The sequence below is a fragment of the Pseudomonas sp. FG86 genome, assembly GCF_057808775.1.
Window position 1 is genome coordinate 18937 of the sequence record NZ_JBMDIS010000043.1, and the last position, 18231, is coordinate 37167.

Annotated in this window: 23 protein-coding genes; 11 read left to right on the forward strand and 12 right to left on the reverse strand. The window is 62.3% G+C overall.

The window, feature by feature from the left end; all coding sequences use genetic code 11:
- Positions 1 to 2: 2 nt before the first annotated feature.
- The 5 genes from ACODSV_RS23265 to ACODSV_RS23285 are packed head-to-tail and all read left to right on the forward strand — an operon-like array spanning position 3 to position 4567.
- Positions 3 to 797, forward strand: coding sequence for an ABC transporter permease (locus ACODSV_RS23265; RefSeq protein WP_024074860.1), 795 nt, complete (start codon positions 3 to 5; stop codon positions 795 to 797).
- Positions 797 to 1087 (forward strand): (2Fe-2S)-binding protein, encoded by a 291-nt coding sequence (locus tag ACODSV_RS23270; protein WP_150054874.1) that lies wholly within the window; start codon positions 797 to 799, stop codon positions 1085 to 1087. Before ACODSV_RS23265 ends, ACODSV_RS23270 begins: the two co-directional genes overlap by 1 nt.
- Positions 1084 to 2427 (forward strand): FAD/NAD(P)-dependent oxidoreductase, encoded by a 1344-nt coding sequence (locus tag ACODSV_RS23275; protein ID WP_150054875.1) that lies wholly within the window; start codon positions 1084 to 1086, stop codon positions 2425 to 2427. Before ACODSV_RS23270 ends, ACODSV_RS23275 begins: the two co-directional genes overlap by 4 nt.
- Positions 2424 to 3521, forward strand: coding sequence for an NAD(P)/FAD-dependent oxidoreductase (locus ACODSV_RS23280; protein WP_150054876.1), 1098 nt, complete (start codon positions 2424 to 2426; stop codon positions 3519 to 3521). Before ACODSV_RS23275 ends, ACODSV_RS23280 begins: the two co-directional genes overlap by 4 nt.
- A gap of 14 nt (positions 3522 to 3535) precedes the next feature.
- On the forward strand, positions 3536 to 4567 hold the full coding sequence (locus tag ACODSV_RS23285; protein ID WP_024074856.1) for an ABC transporter substrate-binding protein: 1032 nt from the start codon (positions 3536 to 3538) through the stop codon (positions 4565 to 4567).
- A gap of 45 nt (positions 4568 to 4612) precedes the next feature.
- Here the strand turns inward: ACODSV_RS23285 and ACODSV_RS23290 are convergent, their stop codons facing one another.
- From ACODSV_RS23290 to ACODSV_RS23310, 5 genes are all read right to left on the reverse strand, one after another.
- Positions 4613 to 5029, reverse strand: a complete 417-nt coding sequence (locus ACODSV_RS23290; protein ID WP_223817850.1) for a hypothetical protein — start codon at positions 5027 to 5029, stop codon at positions 4613 to 4615.
- A 59-nt stretch (positions 5030 to 5088) separates the two neighbouring features.
- Positions 5089 to 5295, reverse strand: a complete 207-nt coding sequence (locus ACODSV_RS23295) for a hypothetical protein (RefSeq protein ID WP_150054877.1) — start codon at positions 5293 to 5295, stop codon at positions 5089 to 5091.
- 219 nt (positions 5296 to 5514) lie between these two features.
- A complete protein-coding gene (gene nadE, locus ACODSV_RS23300) occupies positions 5515 to 6324 on the reverse strand; it encodes an NAD(+) synthase (protein ID WP_024074853.1) in 810 nt (269 codons plus the stop codon).
- A 1-nt stretch (position 6325) separates the two neighbouring features.
- Positions 6326 to 7543, reverse strand: a complete 1218-nt coding sequence (gene pncB, locus ACODSV_RS23305; protein WP_024074852.1) for a nicotinate phosphoribosyltransferase — start codon at positions 7541 to 7543, stop codon at positions 6326 to 6328.
- A gap of 11 nt (positions 7544 to 7554) precedes the next feature.
- On the reverse strand, positions 7555 to 8202 hold the full coding sequence (locus ACODSV_RS23310) for a nicotinamidase (protein WP_150054878.1): 648 nt from the start codon (positions 8200 to 8202) through the stop codon (positions 7555 to 7557).
- 146 nt (positions 8203 to 8348) lie between these two features.
- Here ACODSV_RS23310 and ACODSV_RS23315 point away from each other — a divergent pair, with 146 nt between their 5' ends.
- Positions 8349 to 9041 (forward strand): NUDIX hydrolase, encoded by a 693-nt coding sequence (locus ACODSV_RS23315; RefSeq protein ID WP_069075773.1) that lies wholly within the window; start codon positions 8349 to 8351, stop codon positions 9039 to 9041.
- Between the two features lie 157 nt (positions 9042 to 9198).
- Here ACODSV_RS23315 and ACODSV_RS23320 read toward each other — a convergent pair whose 3' ends face one another.
- Positions 9199 to 9972: an L-iditol 2-dehydrogenase gene (locus ACODSV_RS23320; RefSeq protein ID WP_069075774.1), complete on the reverse strand. Its 774-nt coding sequence runs from the start codon at positions 9970 to 9972 to the stop codon at positions 9199 to 9201.
- Positions 9973 to 9989: 17 nt separating this feature from the next.
- The gene (locus tag ACODSV_RS23325; protein ID WP_150055081.1) at positions 9990 to 11315 is read right to left on the reverse strand and encodes an ABC transporter substrate-binding protein; all 1326 of its coding nucleotides are present in this window, start codon (positions 11313 to 11315) and stop codon (positions 9990 to 9992) included.
- Between the two features lie 210 nt (positions 11316 to 11525).
- Here ACODSV_RS23325 and ACODSV_RS23330 point away from each other — a divergent pair, with 210 nt between their 5' ends.
- The 3 genes from ACODSV_RS23330 (at position 11526) to ACODSV_RS23340 (ending at position 14610) form a co-directional block, all read left to right on the forward strand.
- Positions 11526 to 12464: an AraC family transcriptional regulator gene (locus ACODSV_RS23330; protein ID WP_024074847.1), complete on the forward strand. Its 939-nt coding sequence runs from the start codon at positions 11526 to 11528 to the stop codon at positions 12462 to 12464.
- Positions 12465 to 12619: 155 nt separating this feature from the next.
- Positions 12620 to 13567 (forward strand): nucleoside-specific channel-forming protein Tsx, encoded by a 948-nt coding sequence (locus tag ACODSV_RS23335; protein WP_150095550.1) that lies wholly within the window; start codon positions 12620 to 12622, stop codon positions 13565 to 13567.
- Positions 13568 to 13581: 14 nt separating this feature from the next.
- Positions 13582 to 14610: a purine-nucleoside phosphorylase gene (locus ACODSV_RS23340; protein WP_150055082.1), complete on the forward strand. Its 1029-nt coding sequence runs from the start codon at positions 13582 to 13584 to the stop codon at positions 14608 to 14610.
- Between the two features lie 178 nt (positions 14611 to 14788).
- Here ACODSV_RS23340 and ACODSV_RS23345 read toward each other — a convergent pair whose 3' ends face one another.
- The 3 genes from ACODSV_RS23345 to ACODSV_RS23355 form a co-directional block, all read right to left on the reverse strand.
- Entirely contained in the window at positions 14789 to 15748 is a 960-nt protein-coding gene (locus tag ACODSV_RS23345) for a quinone oxidoreductase family protein (protein ID WP_150054654.1), read from the reverse strand.
- 30 nt (positions 15749 to 15778) lie between these two features.
- The gene (locus ACODSV_RS23350) at positions 15779 to 15952 is read right to left on the reverse strand and encodes a DUF1427 family protein (protein WP_024074843.1); all 174 of its coding nucleotides are present in this window, start codon (positions 15950 to 15952) and stop codon (positions 15779 to 15781) included.
- Between the two features lie 89 nt (positions 15953 to 16041).
- Entirely contained in the window at positions 16042 to 16806 is a 765-nt protein-coding gene (locus ACODSV_RS23355; RefSeq protein ID WP_024074842.1) for an AraC family transcriptional regulator, read from the reverse strand.
- Between the two features lie 116 nt (positions 16807 to 16922).
- Here ACODSV_RS23355 and ACODSV_RS23360 point away from each other — a divergent pair, with 116 nt between their 5' ends.
- Entirely contained in the window at positions 16923 to 17165 is a 243-nt protein-coding gene (locus tag ACODSV_RS23360) for a DUF6555 family protein (protein WP_024074841.1), read from the forward strand.
- Positions 17166 to 17181: 16 nt separating this feature from the next.
- On the forward strand, positions 17182 to 17454 hold the full coding sequence (locus tag ACODSV_RS23365; protein WP_024074840.1) for a hypothetical protein: 273 nt from the start codon (positions 17182 to 17184) through the stop codon (positions 17452 to 17454).
- A 61-nt stretch (positions 17455 to 17515) separates the two neighbouring features.
- Here the strand turns inward: ACODSV_RS23365 and ACODSV_RS23370 are convergent, their stop codons facing one another.
- The gene (locus ACODSV_RS23370) at positions 17516 to 17686 is read right to left on the reverse strand and encodes a metallothionein (RefSeq protein ID WP_081329179.1); all 171 of its coding nucleotides are present in this window, start codon (positions 17684 to 17686) and stop codon (positions 17516 to 17518) included.
- Between the two features lie 88 nt (positions 17687 to 17774).
- Positions 17775 to 18227 (reverse strand): DMT family transporter, encoded by a 453-nt coding sequence (locus ACODSV_RS23375; protein ID WP_024074839.1) that lies wholly within the window; start codon positions 18225 to 18227, stop codon positions 17775 to 17777.
- Between the last annotated feature and the right edge of the window lie 4 nt (positions 18228 to 18231).

Genomic DNA, 18231 nt, shown 5'->3' on the forward strand with positions numbered 1-18231 from the left:
GAATGTCCAGAAACGGTCCTTTGGCCCTCGGTTTCCACGGTTTGGTGGTGCTGTTCATGATGGCGCCGCTGGTGGTGGTGTGCCTGGTGGCTTTCACCCCGGAAAACACCTTGAGCCTGCCCACCTCGGGTTTCTCACTGCGCTGGTTTCGCGCCGTGTTCGAGCGGGCCGACTTTATCCAGGCGTTCTATAACAGCCTGATCCTGGCGTTTACCGCCGCGACCTTGGCGACACTGATCGCGGTGCCGGCAGCGTTGGCGATCAGTCGCTATCAGTTCCCGGGGCGCAACTTCTTCAGCACCTTGTTCCTGTCACCAATCATCATCCCGCACCTGGTACTGGGCGTGGCGATGCTGCGCCTGTTTGCGCTGATGGGGGTGAATGGCAGCTTCACCTGGCTGATGTTGGCGCACGTGGTGATCATCACGCCCTATGTGCTGCGCCTGGTATTGGCGGCGGCGGTCGGCATGGATCGCAGCGCCGAGCAGGCCGCCGAGTCCCTCGGCGCCGGGCGCATCACGCTGTTTCTCAGGGTGACGTTGCCGATGATTTTGCCCGGCGTGGCCGGTGGCTGGTTGCTGGCCTTCATCAACAGTTTCGATGAGGTGACCTTGTCGATCTTTGTCAGCTCGCCAGCCACGCAAACCCTGCCGGTGCGCATGTATGTGTACGCCACCGAGTCCATCGACCCGATGATGGCGGCGGTGTCGGCGCTGGTGATTGCGCTGACGGCGGCGACCATGATTCTGCTCGACCGGGTCTACGGCCTGGACCGCGTGCTGGTGGGGAAACATTGATGGCTCTGTTCAAACGATTGGCTGAAATCGCTCGCCCTGCCGTGGCCTTCACCCTCGACGGGCAACCGGCCACCGGCCTGCGCGGCGACACCCTGCTGACCGCCGTGCTGACCTGCGCCGAGCACCTGCGCGGCAGCGATTTCAGCGCCGAGCGCCGCGCCGGGTTTTGCCTGATGGGCGCCTGCCAGGACTGCTGGGTGCGCCTGGAGGATGGGCGGCGGGTACGCGCCTGCTCGACGTTGCTGGAAGAAGGTCAGGTGATCAGCCGTGATCCGGGGCGCCAGCTATGAAGCCGGTGGTGATTGTGGGCGCAGGCCCGGCGGGGATCAGCGCGGCGCGCACGCTGCTCGACCACGGCATCAAACCTTGCCTGATCGATGAGAGCCTGCGCGGTGGCGGGCAGATCTATCGGCGCCAACCAGCGGGTTTCCAACGCTCAGCCAAGCAGGTCTACGGTTTTGACGCGCGCAAGGCAGACGCCGTGCACCGCACGATGGATGAGTTGGCCTGTTTGATCGACTATCGGCCCGAAACCCTGGTGTGGAATGCCGAGGACGGTCGCCTGGACACGCTCAAGAGCAGCCGTGCCGAGAGCCTCGAGTATTCGCGGATCATCGTCGCGACCGGCGCCACCGACCGCATCCTGCCTGTTTCGGGCTGGACCTTGCCCGGCGTCTACAGCCTGGGCGCCGCGCAAATCGCCTTGAAGTACCAGGGCTGCGCCATCGGCGAACGGGTGGCGTTTTGTGGCAGCGGGCCATTGCTGTATTTAGTGGCTTATCAATACGCCAAGGCCGGGGCCAAGGTGGTGGCGGTGCTCGACAGCGCGCCGTTCAGTGCGCAATGCCGTGCGTTGCCGGCGCTGCTCGGTCAACCGGCGACGTTGGCCAAGGGCTTGTATTACCGCGCCTGGCTGAGCGCCCACGGGGTTCCCGTGCATCAGGGCGTGACGCTCCAGCAGATCGAGGGCGAACAGCGGGTCAGCGGTATTCGTTGGGATAGGCAAGATTTGGCCTGTGACGCCGTGGCCTTCGCCCACGCCCTGCGCAGCGAAACCCAACTGGCGGATCTGCTCGGCTGTGAATTTGAATGGAATGCCTTGAACCGTGCCTGGTTGCCGCGCCGGGACAACGCTGGGCGCAGCAGCCTCGCAGGCGTGTACCTGGCAGGCGACGGCGCCGGGATCATGGGCGCGGATGCCGCACAGATGGCGGGCGAGCGGGCGGCGTTGGCGGTGTTGGAAGACGCAGGCGTGGCCATCGATCATCGCCGCCCCGCTGTGCTGGAGCAGCAATTGGCAGGCATCCAACGCTTTCGCCAGGGGTTGGAGACTGCGTTCCCCTTCCCTGAAGACTGGGCGGCGCAGGCACCGGATGAATTGATTGTGTGCCGCTGTGAAGAAGTCAGCGTCGGCGATGTACGCGCCGTGGTGGATGAAGGCCACTGGGAGATCAACCGGGTCAAAGCCCATTGCCGGGTTGGCATGGGCCGCTGCCAGGGCCGCATGTGCGGGCTGGCGGCAGCCGAGATCGTCGCTGAGCGCAGTGGCCGCGGGATTGAACACGTCGGCCGCTTGCGTGGCCAGGCACCGATCAAGCCGCTGCCGTTTGGCGTGCAGGTGCAGCCATGATCGACGTCATCGTGTTGGGCGGCGGGATCGTCGGGGCTTCGGCGGCCTTGATGCTGGCGCACAAAGGCCAGCGCGTGGCCCTGGTAGAGCGGGACTTTTGTGGCTCGCATTCCAGTGGCGTGAATTACGGCGGCGTCAGGCGCCAGGGTCGGCCGTTGCATCAGTTGCCGCTGTCGCAGCGCGCCCACCAGCTGTGGGCCGACCTGCCGGGGTTGATCGGTATCGAGGGCGAATACGTGCGCTCCGGGCATCTGAAACTGGCGCGCAGCCATGCGGATTTCGCCGCGTTGCAGGCCTATGCCGAGCAAACCCGAGGTTTTGGCCTGGGCTTGCAGCTGCTCGATCACGCCGAACTGCGCGCACGCTTCCCTTGGGTCGGCGATATCGCAGTGGGGGCTTCACTGTGCCCTGAGGACGGGCACGCCAACCCGCGACTGGTGTCCCCCGCCTTCGCCCGTGCGGCGCAACGCCTGGGCGCATCGGTATACGAGCAGGCCGAGGTGATCCGCATCGAACATGACGGCCGCCATTTCCGCGTGCACTGCGCCAACGGCCTGCACCTGCAAGCCCCCTGGTTATTGAACTGCGCCGGAGCCTGGGCCGGCACCCTCGCCGCGCAATTCGGCGAGCCGGTGCCGATCATTTCGGCGCACCCGGCCATGTTGGTCACCGAACCGCTGCCGGTGGTGATGAACGTGAGCACCGGTGTCGAAGGCGGTGGGATTTATGCACGCCAGGTGGCCCGCGGCAATTGCATCCTTGGCGGCGGGCGCGGCTTTGCCCTTGGCCCCCGGCAGGCGCGCCCCGGGCAAGCGGCAGTGCTGGAAATCCTGCGCAATGCCGCCGAGCTGTACCCGTTCCTCAAGGGCGCCCAGGCGATTCGCACCTGGAGCGGCACCGAAGGTTACCTACCCGATCACGAGCCGGTGATCGGTCCCAGCAGCACCCAACCTGGCCTGCTCCACGGTTTCGGCTTTGCCGGCGCCGGGTTCCAGCTGGGCCCAGCGGTCGGTGAAGCCCTGGCAGAGATCGTCTGCGACGGGGCCAGCCGCCAACCCATCGAAGCGTTTTCCATCCGTCGTTTCCAAGCCTGAGAGGAAAAACATCCATGAACACTCGTATTGCGCTGTCCTGCTTGTCCCTCGCTCTGCTCGCCTCCACCGCCCATGCCGCGCCGACACTGTACCTGGGCATGAACGGCGGCACCATGGAACGGGTGTACGCCGACAAGGTGCTGCCTGCGTTCGAGAAGGCCAACAACGTCAAGGTGGTGATCGTGCCCGGCACGTCGTCGGACATCCTCGCCAAGGTCCAGGCCAACAAAGACAATCCGCAGATGCACGTGATGTTCCTCGACGACGGCATCATGTACCGCGCCATCTCCATGGGCTTGTGCGACAAACTGGCAGCCAGCCCGACCCTGGAACAGATCCCGGCCAAGGCGAAGATCAAGGACCAGGCCGTGGCCGTGACGTTGGGCGTCACCGGCCTGGGCTACAACGCCAGGATGTTCAAGGAAAAAGGCTGGGCCGCCCCCACCTCATGGATGGACCTGGCCGACCCGCGCTTCAAGGACAAAGTGGTGTTCCAGTCCGTGGCCTCTTCCACTTTCGGCCTGCACGGTTTCCTCATGTTCAACCGCCTCCAGGGCGGCGACGAAACCAACGTGGAGCCCGGCTTCAAGGCCTGGCCAAAAACCGTCGGCCCCAACGTGCTGGAATATATCGCCAGCTCCGCGAAAATTTCCGAGATGGTGCAAACCGACGAAGCGGCGATCTTCCCCCTCACCCCAACCCAGGTGGCCACCCAGAAACTGCTCGGTGTGCCAATGGAATACGCGCAACCCAAGGAAGGCGCCGTGGTGCTGAACGTGGCCGAGTGCGTGATCGCGCGTAATGACCAACCGGAACTGGCACAGAAACTCGCCGCCTTTTTGCTGACCGCCGAGGCCCAGGCCCCGGCGCTGGAGGAAGGCGACCAGATCCCGTCGAACCCGACCACCCCGACCACCGACAAGACCCGCGCGCGGGTAGAGGCGATGCAGGGGTATTTGCAGACGGCGATTTCGATTGATTGGGACCAGGTGAACCAGGCGCGGCCGGAGTGGAATGCGCGGTGGAGTCGGTCGATTGAGCGGTAGGCGGGTATAGCTTGCGCTCCCACGTTGTTGACGTGGGAGCCGCCGTTACCCTTCCCTGCCCGCCCTGGCCTTGAGTTTATTGCAGTAATTTTTGTAGATCGCTCTCGCGGTATTTCGTTGAATGCGGATTTCAAATAATTTTTGCCGCATTTCCCGGTGGCGTTCGGTATTGAGCAGAAGCAATCCCAGGAGTGGAAATACAACGCCCAGAGAAAACGCCACGGTATGCGGGCGGTATTGAATCGTTGGTATGACCAGCATCAGGCAGAAAGCGAAATAGCCCGCCAGGAGTCCAACTGCCCAGTTGAAGCCACGCACAATCATGAAATTGGAAAACCCGAAGAAAAACGTCAGCGACAGAAGCCCCCACCCCATCAATTCGGTTCTCAGTGACGGCTCGAGCTTGCGCAAATAGTGATCATCAACCAGCACGGTCACCATAGCGGTTGAGAAGATAGCCATGAATATCGTGCTCATGAACACTGGAAAGTTACGGCGGAGAAAACGGAGAGGTGACTCATTCACTCTGAAATCTCCTCGTACCAGCCCACAACTATCGTCGTGGCATTTCCAACGTGACCATGTTGATAACTTCCAGCCAGCCCCGAAATCCCGCCCAGAACATCGTTTAATGGTTCGTTGAAACGTCGAACCCTGCGACTTTCTACCCGTTCACGGGGGGTGAGGTGGGCCCAGGGGAAACCGTCCTTCAATACGCTGCTAGCCATTCCTTTGCTCCTGAACTCACAAGAGCGCAGAGCGTAAAGAATCAATATCCGTCAAGAATGTAGGAAGGTTTCCTTTTTTAAGACAGGCACTTCCCGATCTGGTCTCAGCGCCTTGTAGTCAATCCTGGGAATGGGAAAGGTACCGCCGCAGAAAGCCGATGGCGGGCCGATCCGGTTCGGCTGGAATATTCGCGAGCACATCAACATTTGATCGTCCGTTCAAGCGGGAACTATCGGCAGCGCGCGTTTGTGCGCTGTCTTGCTGTACGCCCCTTCGACAATCGTCCTCACCCGCTCACTCACCGGCTCGCCCATCAGGTAGGCATCGATCTCTTCGTACGTGCAGCCATAGGCATGTTCATCCAGCTTGCCCGGTACGAGTTCTTCCAGGTCGGCAGTGGGCTGCTTGTGCACCAGGTTCGTCGGGGCCCCAAGGGCACTGGCCAACAGGCGCACCTGGGTCTTGGTCAGGCCCGACAGCGGTGCCAGGTCACAGGCGCCGTCGCCGAATTTGGTGAAGAAGCCCATCAATGCCTCGGCGCCGTGGTCGGTGCCGACGACCAGGCCGTTGTGCAGGTTGGCCACGGCGTACTGGGCGATCATGCGGGTACGGGCCTTGACGTTGCCTTTGATGAAGTCGACATGCTCCGCACTGGCTTCAGTGGCGCTCAGGCTGGCCATCAGGCCGTCGACGCTGGCGGCGATGTCGAGGGTGTCGATCTGGTCCGGAGCGATGAAGTCCAGGGAGGCCTGGGCGTCGTGTTCGTCGGCCTGGCTCTTGTAGGGCAAGCGCATGGCGATAAAACGCGCGGCGTAGTCCTCGGCCCGCAGTTGCTCCACCGCCAACTGGCACAGGCGACCGGCGGTGAGCGAATCGACGCCGCCGCTGATGCCCAGTACCAGGGCCTTGCAGCCTGAGTGGCGCAAGGTGGTCTTGATGAAGTCGATGCGCCGTTGGATTTCCTTGGCTTCACCGCCCTTGACCAGTTGCCGATCGATATTCAGTTCCTGCGCGATACGTTCTTGCATGTCACACCTCCACCCTGCCCACGTTGAACACCTGTGCCGCGTACTGCAAAAACGAGGCGTCTTCGCAGACATTCTTGATCGGATCATCGGAGAATTTCACCACCGGTTCGCCGTGCACCCGCACCAGCTTCATGACGATACTCAGCGGCTCGACGCCCTCCACATCGCACGCCAGGCTGGTGCCCATGCCGAAACCGAACTTGGCCTTGCCACGCACGTGACGCAGGATCGGCAGGCATTTTTCGAAGTTCAGGCCGTCGGAGAACATCAGGTCCTTGGTCATCGGGTCGATGCCCAATGCTTTGTAGCGGGCCAGGACTTTGTCGGCCCAGGCGATGGGATCGCCGGAGTCCTGGCGCAAACCGTCATACAACTTGGCGAAGTACAGGTCGAAGTCCTTGAGGAAAAAGTCGGTGCTGATGGTGTCGGTCAAGGCAATGCCCAGGCGGCCGCGGTATTCACGTACCCAGTTTTCCAGGCCGGCGTTCTGGCTTTCGCGCAAGCGCCCCAGTTGCTGGTGCACCATCATCCACTGGTGAGCCATGGTGCCAATCAGCGGCAGGTCGAATTCATAGGCCAGGTGCGCGTTGCTGGTGCCCACGAAGTGGCCGGGGAAGTCGCGGCGCATGATGTCCACCACTTCACGCTGGGCCTTGAATGACAGGCGCCGACGGGTGGAAAAGTCAGAGACGCGCAGGTCGGCCAGCTCGTCGCGGCTGAGGTGTTTCTCCAGCCAATCGAATTTCTGGTAGAGCTTGCGGGTGACGTCTTCCAGGGTCACGTCCGGGTACTTGTCGCGGTTGCGCAACTCACTGACCAGCGCCAGCACCGGCTGCTCGAACATGATGCAGTGCAGCATCGGGCCGACCACGCGGATATTCAGCTGGCCGTCGATTTCGCTGACGTGGATGTAGCGCAGGTTGAAGCGGAACAGGCCGAGGAAGCGTTCGTAGTCGGGGGTCAGGTATTCGCGAAAGCGTGGGTTGAACAGGAAGCGCAGCTCGCCTTCGCGCATTTGCAGGCCGGCGAGTTTCTCCAGCTCGGCGCGCAACTCAGGGATCAAGTGGCCGAGTTTTTCCCTGGAGCGCACGATGAAGTTGTATTCGACGTCGACGTTGGGGTGCTGGTGCAACACCGCCTGCATCATGGTGAAGGTGTAGTAGTCGGTGTCGAGCAAGCCCTGGATCACCGGGGCTTCGTAGTCGTAGGCACTTTCCATGGTGTGTCTCCTTAACGCGTGGCCATCGCGGCCAGTTCTTCGCGGGTGCTGCTGATCACAGCCCCGGCCTTGAGCAACTCATTGACGGCCTGCACGCTCCCCTCGTCGCTGATTCCTCGGCATGCCGGCAGGTGCAGGACCACCTCCAGGCCAGCCTTGAGCAGTTGCAGCGCAGTGGTCTTGACGCAGTAGTCCAGGGCCAGGCCGCCGACAATCACACGGACCACGCCTTGGGCCTTGAGGTATTCGATCACGCCCGTGGAGAGCTTGTCGTGCAGGTCGTGGTAGCAGGCGCCGTAAGGGTGCAGGTCGGGTTCGACGCCTTTCCAGATGAAGTAATCGTAGTCATATGGGGCGGGCAACTCGTCCAGCAGGGTGAAACCCTCGGTGCCCGGCACGCAGTGGCTGACCCAGGTGACATCGGCGTGCGCCAGGCCGGTGGGTTGCAGCATCTCGCTGGGCAGGGCAACCACCCAGGGGGCGTGCGGGCTGTGGGCATCTTTGCTGCCGATGCGGTGGCCGGCGAGGCTGGCCATGTAGTTGAGTTCGGCACCGATCTGGTCACCACCCGCCACCGGCAACTCGTTGGGGCACAGCGGCGTAAAGCTCTTCTGGGCGTCGACGTCGAATGAAGCGATGGCAGTTTTCGAGAGGGTCATGGCGGTTCTCCTGTGGCCTGGAAACAAAAGTACACGTCATGTACTTTCATTGCAAGAAACATTTGTTTATCTATTCTGGACTCAGTACATGACATATCTATTCGATCCGTTAGACTGTGCCCCACCGCTGTTTACAAGGACTCCACATGCCACTGAGCGCCTACCTCCACACCGTCGACCTCTGCGTGCTGTGCTACTGCCGCGCGGCGGGAGAATTAAAGCTGCTGCTGAATAAACGCGACGCCGAGCCGTTCGCCGGGCATTGGGCGCTGCCGGGCGTGGTGGTGAATGGTGGGGTGCAGGATCTGAGCCTCCAGGATGCCGTGGAACGCTTGCGCGCCAGCAGCAAGGTTGGCCTGGCGTTGGCCTGGAGCGAGCAAGTGGGCACGGTGGGCGATGCGTTTCGCGACCCGCGTTGCTGGTCATCGTCCACTTATTACCTGGCGATCGTCGCCGATGAGGTGGCGCTGGGTGAGCATCAGGGCTGGTTTTCGCTGAAGGCGGTGGCCGATGGCAGCATCAAGTTGCCGTTCGATCACAACAGCATCGTCGCGGCCGTGCAGGAGCGGCTGTTGTCCAAGTCGCTGTACAGCAACTTGCCCTTGATGTTCCTGGGCCATGAGTTCAGCGCGCCGGAAGCGACGACGATCTTCTCGCTGGTGCTGGCGCGGCCAGTGTTGAAGACCAGTATTCGCCAGCGCCTGTTGAAACTGACGGAGGCAGGGTATTTGCGCGAGACGGGGCGCAAGAAGCAAGGCGAAGGCGGCAGGCCCCAGGCGACGGTGGAGAACCTGAGACCTGGGGAGGTTTATTTCTTTGATCGCAGTTTTGCTGACTAAGCACCCTTTTCAAGAACGATGACGTTCAAATGTGGGAGGGGGCTTGCCCCCGATGGCGGTAGATCGGTCTATATATGTACTAACTGTCACACTGCCATCGGGGGCAAGTCGAATCGTCGCACCGCCCCTCCCACATTATTTTGATTGGGGTATGGCTTCAGCTCATCCAGTTGCCGCCATCGACGTTATAGGTTTGCGCCACCACATAATCGGCCTCCTTCGACGCCAGGAAAATCGCCATCCCGGTCAAATCCTCGGCCGTCCCCATCCGCCCAAACGGCACCTCGGCCGCCACCTGCCGCTTCTTCTCGCCCGGCGCCAGCCCTTCATGCTTGGCGAACAATGCATCCACCCCGTCCCAATGCTCGCCATCCACCACTCCCGGCGCGATGGCGTTGACGTTGATGCCCTGCTTGATCAGGTTCAGCCCCGCCGATTGCGTGAGGCTGATCACCGCCGCCTTGGTCGCGCAGTAGATCGCCACCAGCGGCTCGCCACGACGCCCGGCCTGGCTGGCCATGTTGATGATCTTGCCGCCATGGCCCTGGCTGATCATCTGCCGTGCCGCCGCCTGCAACGTGAACAACGTGCCGGCAACGTTGATCGAGAACAGCCGCTCATAACTGTCACGGGTGATATCGACGATGGGCGCCAGGTCGAACAGTGCGGCGTTGTTGACCAGGATATCCAGCTTGCCGGCCTGGGCCACCACGGCGGCAATCGCGCTGTCGATGGAGGCTTGGTCGGTGACGTCCATCGCCACCGCGTAAGCCTGGGGCCCGAGTTCGGCCGCTGTGGCCTGGGCGCGTTGCAGGTTGATATCGGCGATGGCCACGGTCGCGCCTTCGGCGATATAGGCCTGGGCAAAGGCGCGGCCGATGCCGCGCGCCGATCCGGTGATCAGCGCGCTCTTTCCTTCGAGTCGTTTCATGGGTTTGTCCGTCAACGTTATTTGGGATAGCCGGCGCGTTTCATCTCACGCTCGGTGGTGGACTGGGCCTGCTGCAATGCCTGATCGACCGACATGCCGCCGGTCAACGCCGCCGAAAGCAGCTTGCCGACGGAAGTGCCGATGGCCTGGAACTCGGGGATGGTCACGTACTGGATGCCCACGTACGGCACCGGCTGGGCCGAGGGATGCGCGGGATCGGCGTGCTTCATCATCTCCAGGGTGACCTGGGCGAACGGTGCGGCCTTCAGGTAGGCCGCGCTGTAGGTGGATTGGCGCGTGCCCGGCGGTACGTTGGCGAGACCCTCCTTGTCAGCCACCAACTGGATGTAGTCCTTGGAAGTGGCCCAGGTGATAAAGGTCTTGGCGGCGTCCTTGTGCTTGGACGTGGCGGGGATCGCCAGGGACCAGGCATAGAGCCAGGAAGAGCCTTTGTCGGTGACTTCGGTGGGCGCGGCGACGAACCCTACGCTGTCGGCGACCTTGCTCTGGCTCTTGTCGGTGGTGAACGAGCCGGCGACGCTGGCATCCACCCAAATGGCGCATTTGCCACTGTTGAACAGTGCCAGGGTTTCGTTGAAGCCGTTGCTGGACACACCCGGCGGGCCGTATTGCTTGAGGGTGTTGACGTAGAAGGTGGCCGCCGCGGTCCACTCGGGGCTGGTCAATTCCGGCTTCCACTGCTCATCGAACCAGCGTGCGCCAAAGGCGTTGGCCATGGTGCTGAGCAGCGCGATGTTCTCGCCCCAGCCGGCCTTGCCGCGCAGGCACATCCCGTATTGGTCTTGGTCTTTAGCCGTGAGCCTGGCGGCGAACTCGCCGAGCTGGGTCCAGGTGGGGTGCGCGGGCATGCTCAGGCCGGCTTGCTTGAACAGGTCGGTGCGGTAATAAGTGACGGTGCTTTCGCCGTAGAACGGCAAGGCGTACAGGGTGTCGTTGACCGACAGGCCCTGGCGCACCGAGGGGAAGATGTCTTCGGCGTCGTAGTCGGCGGGCAGTTGGGTCAACGGCTCCAGCCAGTGCTTGGCGCCCCACAGCGGGGTTTCGTAGGTGCCGATGGTCAGCACGTCGAACTGCCCGCCCTGGGTGGCGATATCGGTGGTGAGGCGTTGACGCAGCACGTTTTCTTCCAGCACCACCCAGTTGAGCCGGATGTCTGGGTGCTGCTGCTCGAACACCTTGGACAGGCGTTGCATGCGGATCATGTCGCTGTTGTTGACCGTGGCGATGGTCACGGTGTCGGCGGCCTGGCTGGGCACGGCCAGTGCCAGGCCGGACAGCAGGAACAGTGCTTGCGGGAACGTGGCTTTGCAGGACTGGAGCATGGCGGTTTGCACCTGTTGTTTTTGTTGTCGAGGGCCGATTACAGCAGCTTGGCCAGGCCCTAACAAACCCATGGCGCATGCACGACTGATACTTTTTTAACCGCCGGCCCCGGATCAAAAAAGTATCAGCGCCGGACGAAACCAGAGGTAGCGCTGCCGTTGCCAACCCGCGTATTTTGAGGCGATTCCACAAGCAAAAGAGGCATCAGCATGCCCGTCGACCGCGCCGCCCTGTTCGAACACCGCCCTGCCGAGCTGGAAGTGATCCTGCCCGAACCTGAGCACGGCTTTCGCTGGTTCGAACATGACTACCCTTTTGAGCTGGCGCGCTGGAACCACCACCCCGAATTCGAAATCCACCTGATCCGCCAGGGCAGTGGCAAGCTGGTAGCGGGCGACTATATCGGGGCGTTCAGCGCCGGGCATGTGGCGCTGATCGGCCCGGACCTGCCCCACGACTGGATTGGCGAGCTGGCACCCGGCGAATACCTGAAGGGTCGTGATGTGGTGCTGCAATTCGACGGCGCCGCCCTCCTCGCCCTGCGCAAGACCCTGCCGGAGCTCGGCGACTTGCACACGCTGTTCGAACAGGCCCGGCGCGGCCTGGAGTTCAGCGGCGACACCGCCGCGCAGGCTGCGCGTTTGCTCGAGGCCATCGGCAGCGCCCACGGCCTGCAACGCCTGATCCTGTTCCTGCAACTGCTCGACACCCTGAGGAACGCCCCGCCCCCCGAGGTGAAAGCCCTGGCCAGCGCCTGCTACGCACCAACCCTGGACGCGCGCAGCGCCGAGCGCATCAACAAGGCGTTCGACTACCTGATGCGTGAACTGACCGGCGACTTGCGCCTGTCGGTCATCGCGCAGCAACTGGAGATGAGCGAACCGGGCTTCTCACGCTTCTTCAAGCGCAACACCGGCCACGGGTTCATTGACCTGATGCGCAAGTTCCGCGTGCAGCGCGCCTGTCGCCTGTTGCTGCAAAGCGAGATGTCGGTGGCGGATATCTGCTTTGAAGTGGGCTACGCCAACCTGTCCAACTTCAACCGGCACTTTCGCATCGAGATGCACCAGACCCCCAGCGAATACCGGCGCGAAACCGCCATGCACTTGTTCAATCGGATTGAAACAATGACACCGCGTCATTTCTGATCAAAAGGTCGATTAATCGCGATTTTTTCCAGTCCATTCAAGCCATTGCGCAAAGTTGGTACGACCTGTGCGAGCGTGTGCGGAACGAACTTGGTCGCCAAGTTCGCCTCAACCCGAAGAATCGGGTTCAAACCGCGTACGAATAGGGATTTTCAATGCACTTGACCTCAAGGCGTCCTGCTTATTTTGGTGTTTCCCTGCTACTGGTTGCCGTTACGGGAGTACTCAGCCCGCCCATTTTGGCGCAGCAACCGCCCATCGATGACTCAGCACAGGGCGAAACCCTCAGCCCGGAAGCCAGCCCGGCGAAAAAAGGCGTGTACCTGTCGGACTGGTTTAACCAGGACCTGACCTTGATCGGCAGCAAGGACATCAGCTTCGGCCCCAAGCCGCAGGACGATGTCTACCTGGAATACGAGTACTTCGGCCGCAAGGGCCCCTTCGAGTTGTACGGCTACATCGACGTGCCGAAGATCCTCGGCATCGGCAACAGTCACGACAAAGGCGCGTGGGACCATGGCTCGCCGGTGTTCATGGAGCACGAGCCGCGTATCTCCATCGATTACCTGGCCGGCCGCAGCCTGGCCATCGGCCCCTTCAAGGAATGGTACGTGGCCTTTGACTGGATCTATGACCACGGCAGCAACCAGGCCAACCGTGCCAACACCCTGTACAGCGGCCTCGGCACCGATATCGACACCCACTCGCGTGTCAACCTCTCGGCGAACTTCTATGGGCGTTACCAGTGGGAAAACTATGGCGCCAGCAATGAATATTCGTGGGACGGCTACCGTGCGCAAATGAAATACATCGTGCCCATCGACACGTTCGACAACGGTGCCTCGCTGACCTACATCGGTTTCACCAACTACGATTTCGGCTCGGACCTGCACAAGGACAACCCGGCCCGTACCGCCAACTCGCTGGTGGCAACCAACGTGCTGCTGTATTCATTCACCCATTTGCGCTTCACCCTGGTCGGCCGTTATTTTCATAACGGCGGCAACTGGGAGGATGGCAGCGAATTGAATTTCGGCGAAGGCAACTTCCGCGCACGCTCCGACGGCTGGGGTTACTACGCTGGCGTGGGCTACCAATTCTGAGCAAGGAGTACTGGATGAAAGCGTTTACCCGTCTCACGCTGGCTATCGGCCTGACCCTGCTGCCCCACATGGTGCTGGCTGACACACCCACGCCGATCAAACCGAAAGTGATGCTGATCACCATGTTCGCCCCTGAGGCGCAAACCTGGATCGAGCGCCTGGAACTCAAGCAGGAGGTGCGCGTACCGGGCTTGTCTGCCGACTACCCGGTGGTTCGCTGCAACACCCAGGACGTATGCCTGCTGGTCACCGGCATGGGCCAGACCAACGCCGCCGCGTCCACCCTGGCCCTGGCGCTGTCGCCCAAGTTCGACCTGCGCCACAGCTATTTCCTGATCGCCGGGATCGCCGGCATCAGCCCGAAACACGGCACCCTGGGCACCGCCGCCTGGGCCCACTACCTGGTGGAATTCGGCACCCAGTGGGAGCTGGATTCGCGGGATGCACCCAAGGATTGGCCGACCGGGTATATCGGCATCAACACCAAGGGGCCCAACGAAAAGCCGCCGCTGGACTACAAGACCGAAGTGTTCGAGCTGAACCCCAAGCTGCAGGCCAAGGCGTTCGCCCTGTCGCACAAGGTCGAACTCACGGAAAGCAAAGAGTCCGCCGCCTGGCGCAAACACTACCCCACCGCCCCCGCCAACCAGCCGCCGCAAGTCACCCGTTGCGACACCCTGGCGGGCAATACCTGGTTCTCCGGCACGCGCCTGAGCGAGCGCGCCGAGGTGTGGACCAAGCTGCTCACGGACAACAAAGGCGAATACTGCACCACCCAGCAGGAAGACAACTCCACCTATGAAGCTTTGCTACGCGCCAGCCGTGAAGGGTTAGTGGATATCCAGCGCCTGGCCGTCGTACGTGCCGGATCGGACTTCGACCGCCCGTACCCTGGCTACAGCGAAGTGGACAACCTGCTCAAATACGCCGACCAGGGAGGGTTCGTACCCGCGCTGGAAAACCTGTACCGCACGGGCAATCCGTTGGTACAGGCGATCCTGAAGAACTGGTCGGCATGGGAAAAAGGCGTTCCCGACGCCTAGTGCCGAGCGAAATGTAGGGGGCAGCGTCCATCGCCGTCTGTAGGAGCGAGGGGGACGCCTAGTTCTTGCTCGCGAAAAACTCACAGGCGCCGCGTTCATTCAGGAAGCGCGCGTTATCGTTGAGGTTTTTCGCGAGCAAGCTCGCTCCTACAGAAAGGCCTTAACTGCCCTGATCGTGTCAAGGCAGCAAGATGATTTTGTCGGCGCTGCCTTGATTCACGTCCTCATAGCACTGCACGCCATCGGCCAGCGCCACTTCGCGCAGGCCAGTCGGCAATGGCAGTTGCCCTTCATCGAAAAAGCGTCCGAACTGCTCCAGCATCACCGCGCACTGCTCGCAGTTGTAGAGCAATGAATTGATGCCCACCACCGAGCCACCCTTGCGGTACAGGGCCAGGGCCGGCAGTTGTACGTGGCCGTCCACCGGTGCGGCAATGATCGCGATGCGGCCAAACGGAGCCAGGCCGGCCACGGCGGCTGGCAGCCAGAAACCGGTGGTGTCGAAGATCACATCGGCGCCGCCCTTGAACACCGCATGAACCTGCGCGCCCAGTTCTTCGGGCTTGCCCAACGCAATGGCGTCGAACCCTTGCCCCTGCAACACCTCGACCTGGTCAGCCTTGCGCACCGCCGCCAACACGTGGGCGCCGCGGATGTTCGCCAAGGCCAATGCCGCACCGCCCACAGCACCATTGGCGCCGATCACCAGCAACCGCGTGCCTTTGCCCACGCCACTGCGCTCCAGCGCATCCCAGGCCGTGGTGTACGGCACTCCCAGGCTGGCGGCCTGGGAAAAACTCAGGTGCGCAGGTTTATGCGCGACACCTTTGGCCGACACGGTGAGGTACTGGGCGTGGGAGCCGTCAGCGAAAAACCCCAGGTCGCGGCCGGTGCCCCAGACTTCCTGGCCCACCAGTGCCTGCGGACCTTGCACGACCACGCCGGCAAAGTCGCGGCCAGGTATGCGCGGCACTGTGGTGTAGGGGAAACGCCCGAGTACGTTCTTCACGTCGCTGGGGTTAAGGCCCGCGGCCTTGATCTGGACCAGCACCTCATCGGCGGCGGGCACCGGGGTGGCAACCTCGACGAAGCGCAGGGCGGTGAGGTCGCCGGTGGCGGAAAATTGCAGTGCATTCATGGCCAATATCCATCGAGGGGAAGAAAGGGATCAGGACAACCAACCGGCGACCAACTGCCGGCCCATGGGCCAGAGCTGCTCACCGAGCAGCATGCCCATCAGGCCCACCAGCGCGATGGCCGGCGGTGCGGGCGAACGAAAGTCCAGGGCGCCGTAGATCAAGCCGACGAACAGGCCGATAGCCAGGGAAATCAGATAGTTCATGGTGGTGAGTGCCTGATGGGTAGATGGGCCCAGTGTAGAGAGCCCATCGCTGAAGCATCGGCCAAGTGCTTCAGGATTTCGGCCAACCCTCAGCCGTTGTACTGCGACGGTGCCACACCGAGCTCGCGGCGGAACATGTCGCTGAAACTGCTCGGCGAATAGCCCAGGGAGCGTGCGATAGCACTCACCGACTGGCCCTGGATCAACTCAGCCACCGCCGTGGCCAGTTGCACCTGGCGACGCCATTCGGCGAAGCCCATGCCCAGGTGGTTCTGGAACAGTCGCGCCAGCGTCCGCACACTGGCGCCGGCCGCTTCGGCGTGTTGCTCGAAGGGAATCTCCAGGGACGGCGCCGCCATGACCGCCTGGCAGGCATTGATCAGCCGCCGGTCGACGCCCACCGGCATGGCGATGCGAATGGGCGAGCGGCGCGCACGTTGCAGCTCCAGCAAGGCCAGGCCGACCACCGCGTCGTAATAGCCTGCATCGCCAGTGTCCCCCTGCTCCACCAGCGTGACGATCAACTCGCGCAGCAACCCACCGACTTCGATGACCTGCACCTGGCTGTCCAGCGTCGTCGCCAAGGCTGGACGCAAGTAGATATTGCGCATCTGCAAATCCGAGACCACGCGGATGCCGTGCTCCACCCCCGGTGGCAACCACACCGCCCGCTGGGGCGGCACCACCAGCGCCTCCTGGGGTGTCTCGACCCACATCACGCCGCTCATGGCGTAGAGCAACTGGCCCCAGTCGTGGCTATGGGGCTCCACGTACAAACCGCGCGGGTAGGTGCGCGCCAGGGGCAGTACGGGGACGGCGTGGTCACTGAGGTCGGGGGGCGCGGCCTGGGCCATGGGAAACACATCGTTCAAGGGTGAGCCGCCATGGTAATGACCACCGCTCGACAATCCGAGTGAATTTTTGCGGCCCACGAGGATCACTTGCTTACACCTGAAGGTTTGATGGGCCCATGAATAACGCAAAACTGTTTGTGATCGACTACACCCTGCATGGCGAACCCAAGTCATTCATCATTCGCCTGGAACAGCTCGATGCCGCTCAAGCCTGGCATTGGGCGAGCTGTGACGCCGGCGTGGGGCGCATCGGTCGCTTTGCCCGTGAGCAAGTGAAGAAAACCAGCCAGGAGCAGGCCGAGAAATTCGGCATTGAAAACGTACAATGGCGCCGCTCGGATGCGCGCGCCCAGGCTTGATCAAGGAGCGATACCCATGGATTCGACCCGGCAAGTCAACGGCAAGGCCCGGATTGACTACACCCAGGACACGCTGTTCGGGCCACTGGCCAAGCATGTCGAATGCCAAGTGAGTGTGCAGCAAAGGGCCGGATGGCTGGTGTTGAAGGTGTTCCAGCCACTGCCCGATGATCTACATGCCGCGCAAACCGTAGTGTTTGCATTGGAGGGGCGGCGCACCAGCGCCGTGGTGAAAGACAGCCACCGCCTGGCCGATCACAGCCTGCGCCTGGAACTGGAAACCCAATAGCCCAAATCGAACCGCTGAAGCGTGGGAGGAAGCAGGCCCCCTCCCACCGTCATAACTGCGCTCAGCCTTTGGCCGACTTGGCGCACTCACACCCCGTCGGCGCTGCACAGGGTTCGCCATGGGCATGGTGCTCGGCACAGCCCTGGCAGCAATAACCCTTACCGTCTTTCATTACTGCATCAGCCCCCAACACGCACTTGCAGTGTGGGCAGGCACAGGTTGCATCTGGCATGGTCAGACTCCTTCTTCATGGTCGTCCGGTGCGGCGAGCGCCAGCACCTTAAGCAGTGACTGCGGGCCGGCGCGGATGGTTCCAACCATCAATCGGTACGGGTATTGCTGCGGTACATGAACACCAGCGCCAGGGCCAGGCAGGCCATGGCCACGATGCGGCTGCCCGACAATTCGATCGCCGGGTTGCCCAGCCAGCCGAAGTTATCGATCAACATACCCATGCCCAACTGCCCGACGATCACCGCGACAGTGGCGACCGCCGTGCCGACCACCGGTACCGCGCCGACCATGACCATCATGTACACCACGCCGAACAGCGCGCCGGTCAGTTGCCATTTCGGTACGTCCAGCAGGCTCAAGGCCTGGGCCGGCTCGAAGAAGAAAATCAACAGCGCAGTGGTCAATGCGCCCACCGCAAAGGTCAGCAGGCTGCTGCGCAATACCCCCACCGCCTGGCCCAGGCGACCATTGATCGCCGCCTGCACACTCAACACCGCACCCGCGGCAATCACCAGCACCAATAACAGAATCAGGTTCATTGCC

What these genes read in the sequence shown, in the direction of transcription:
- ACODSV_RS23290 (WP_223817850.1), bottom strand. Translation starts at nt 5,029, where the DNA reads ATGGCTATCTTCTCAACCGCTATGGTGACCGTGCTGGTTGATGATCAC.
- ACODSV_RS23295 (WP_150054877.1), bottom strand. Translation starts at nt 5,295, where the DNA reads ATGGCTAGCAGCGTATTGAAGGACGGTTTCCCCTGGGCCCACCTCACC.
- ACODSV_RS23360 (WP_024074841.1), top strand. Translation starts at nt 16,923, where the DNA reads ATGAATAACGCAAAACTGTTTGTGATCGACTACACCCTGCATGGCGAA.
- ACODSV_RS23320 (WP_069075774.1), bottom strand. Translation starts at nt 9,972, where the DNA reads ATGAAACGACTCGAAGGAAAGAGCGCGCTGATCACCGGATCGGCGCGC.
- ACODSV_RS23325 (WP_150055081.1), bottom strand. Translation starts at nt 11,315, where the DNA reads ATGCTCCAGTCCTGCAAAGCCACGTTCCCGCAAGCACTGTTCCTGCTG.
- ACODSV_RS23315 (WP_069075773.1), top strand. Translation starts at nt 8,349, where the DNA reads ATGCCACTGAGCGCCTACCTCCACACCGTCGACCTCTGCGTGCTGTGC.
- ACODSV_RS23275 (WP_150054875.1), top strand. Translation starts at nt 1,084, where the DNA reads ATGAAGCCGGTGGTGATTGTGGGCGCAGGCCCGGCGGGGATCAGCGCG.
- ACODSV_RS23375 (WP_024074839.1), bottom strand. Translation starts at nt 18,227, where the DNA reads ATGAACCTGATTCTGTTATTGGTGCTGGTGATTGCCGCGGGTGCGGTG.
- ACODSV_RS23280 (WP_150054876.1), top strand. Translation starts at nt 2,424, where the DNA reads ATGATCGACGTCATCGTGTTGGGCGGCGGGATCGTCGGGGCTTCGGCG.
- ACODSV_RS23355 (WP_024074842.1), bottom strand. Translation starts at nt 16,806, where the DNA reads ATGGCCCAGGCCGCGCCCCCCGACCTCAGTGACCACGCCGTCCCCGTA.
- pncB (WP_024074852.1), bottom strand. Translation starts at nt 7,543, where the DNA reads ATGGAAAGTGCCTACGACTACGAAGCCCCGGTGATCCAGGGCTTGCTC.
- ACODSV_RS23330 (WP_024074847.1), top strand. Translation starts at nt 11,526, where the DNA reads ATGCCCGTCGACCGCGCCGCCCTGTTCGAACACCGCCCTGCCGAGCTG.
- ACODSV_RS23285 (WP_024074856.1), top strand. Translation starts at nt 3,536, where the DNA reads ATGAACACTCGTATTGCGCTGTCCTGCTTGTCCCTCGCTCTGCTCGCC.
- ACODSV_RS23270 (WP_150054874.1), top strand. Translation starts at nt 797, where the DNA reads ATGGCTCTGTTCAAACGATTGGCTGAAATCGCTCGCCCTGCCGTGGCC.
- nadE (WP_024074853.1), bottom strand. Translation starts at nt 6,324, where the DNA reads ATGCAAGAACGTATCGCGCAGGAACTGAATATCGATCGGCAACTGGTC.
- ACODSV_RS23335 (WP_150095550.1), top strand. Translation starts at nt 12,620, where the DNA reads ATGCACTTGACCTCAAGGCGTCCTGCTTATTTTGGTGTTTCCCTGCTA.
- ACODSV_RS23350 (WP_024074843.1), bottom strand. Translation starts at nt 15,952, where the DNA reads ATGAACTATCTGATTTCCCTGGCTATCGGCCTGTTCGTCGGCTTGATC.
- ACODSV_RS23310 (WP_150054878.1), bottom strand. Translation starts at nt 8,202, where the DNA reads ATGACCCTCTCGAAAACTGCCATCGCTTCATTCGACGTCGACGCCCAG.
- ACODSV_RS23370 (WP_081329179.1), bottom strand. Translation starts at nt 17,686, where the DNA reads ATGCCAGATGCAACCTGTGCCTGCCCACACTGCAAGTGCGTGTTGGGG.
- ACODSV_RS23365 (WP_024074840.1), top strand. Translation starts at nt 17,182, where the DNA reads ATGGATTCGACCCGGCAAGTCAACGGCAAGGCCCGGATTGACTACACC.
- ACODSV_RS23265 (WP_024074860.1), top strand. Translation starts at nt 3, where the DNA reads ATGTCCAGAAACGGTCCTTTGGCCCTCGGTTTCCACGGTTTGGTGGTG.
- ACODSV_RS23345 (WP_150054654.1), bottom strand. Translation starts at nt 15,748, where the DNA reads ATGAATGCACTGCAATTTTCCGCCACCGGCGACCTCACCGCCCTGCGC.
- ACODSV_RS23340 (WP_150055082.1), top strand. Translation starts at nt 13,582, where the DNA reads ATGAAAGCGTTTACCCGTCTCACGCTGGCTATCGGCCTGACCCTGCTG.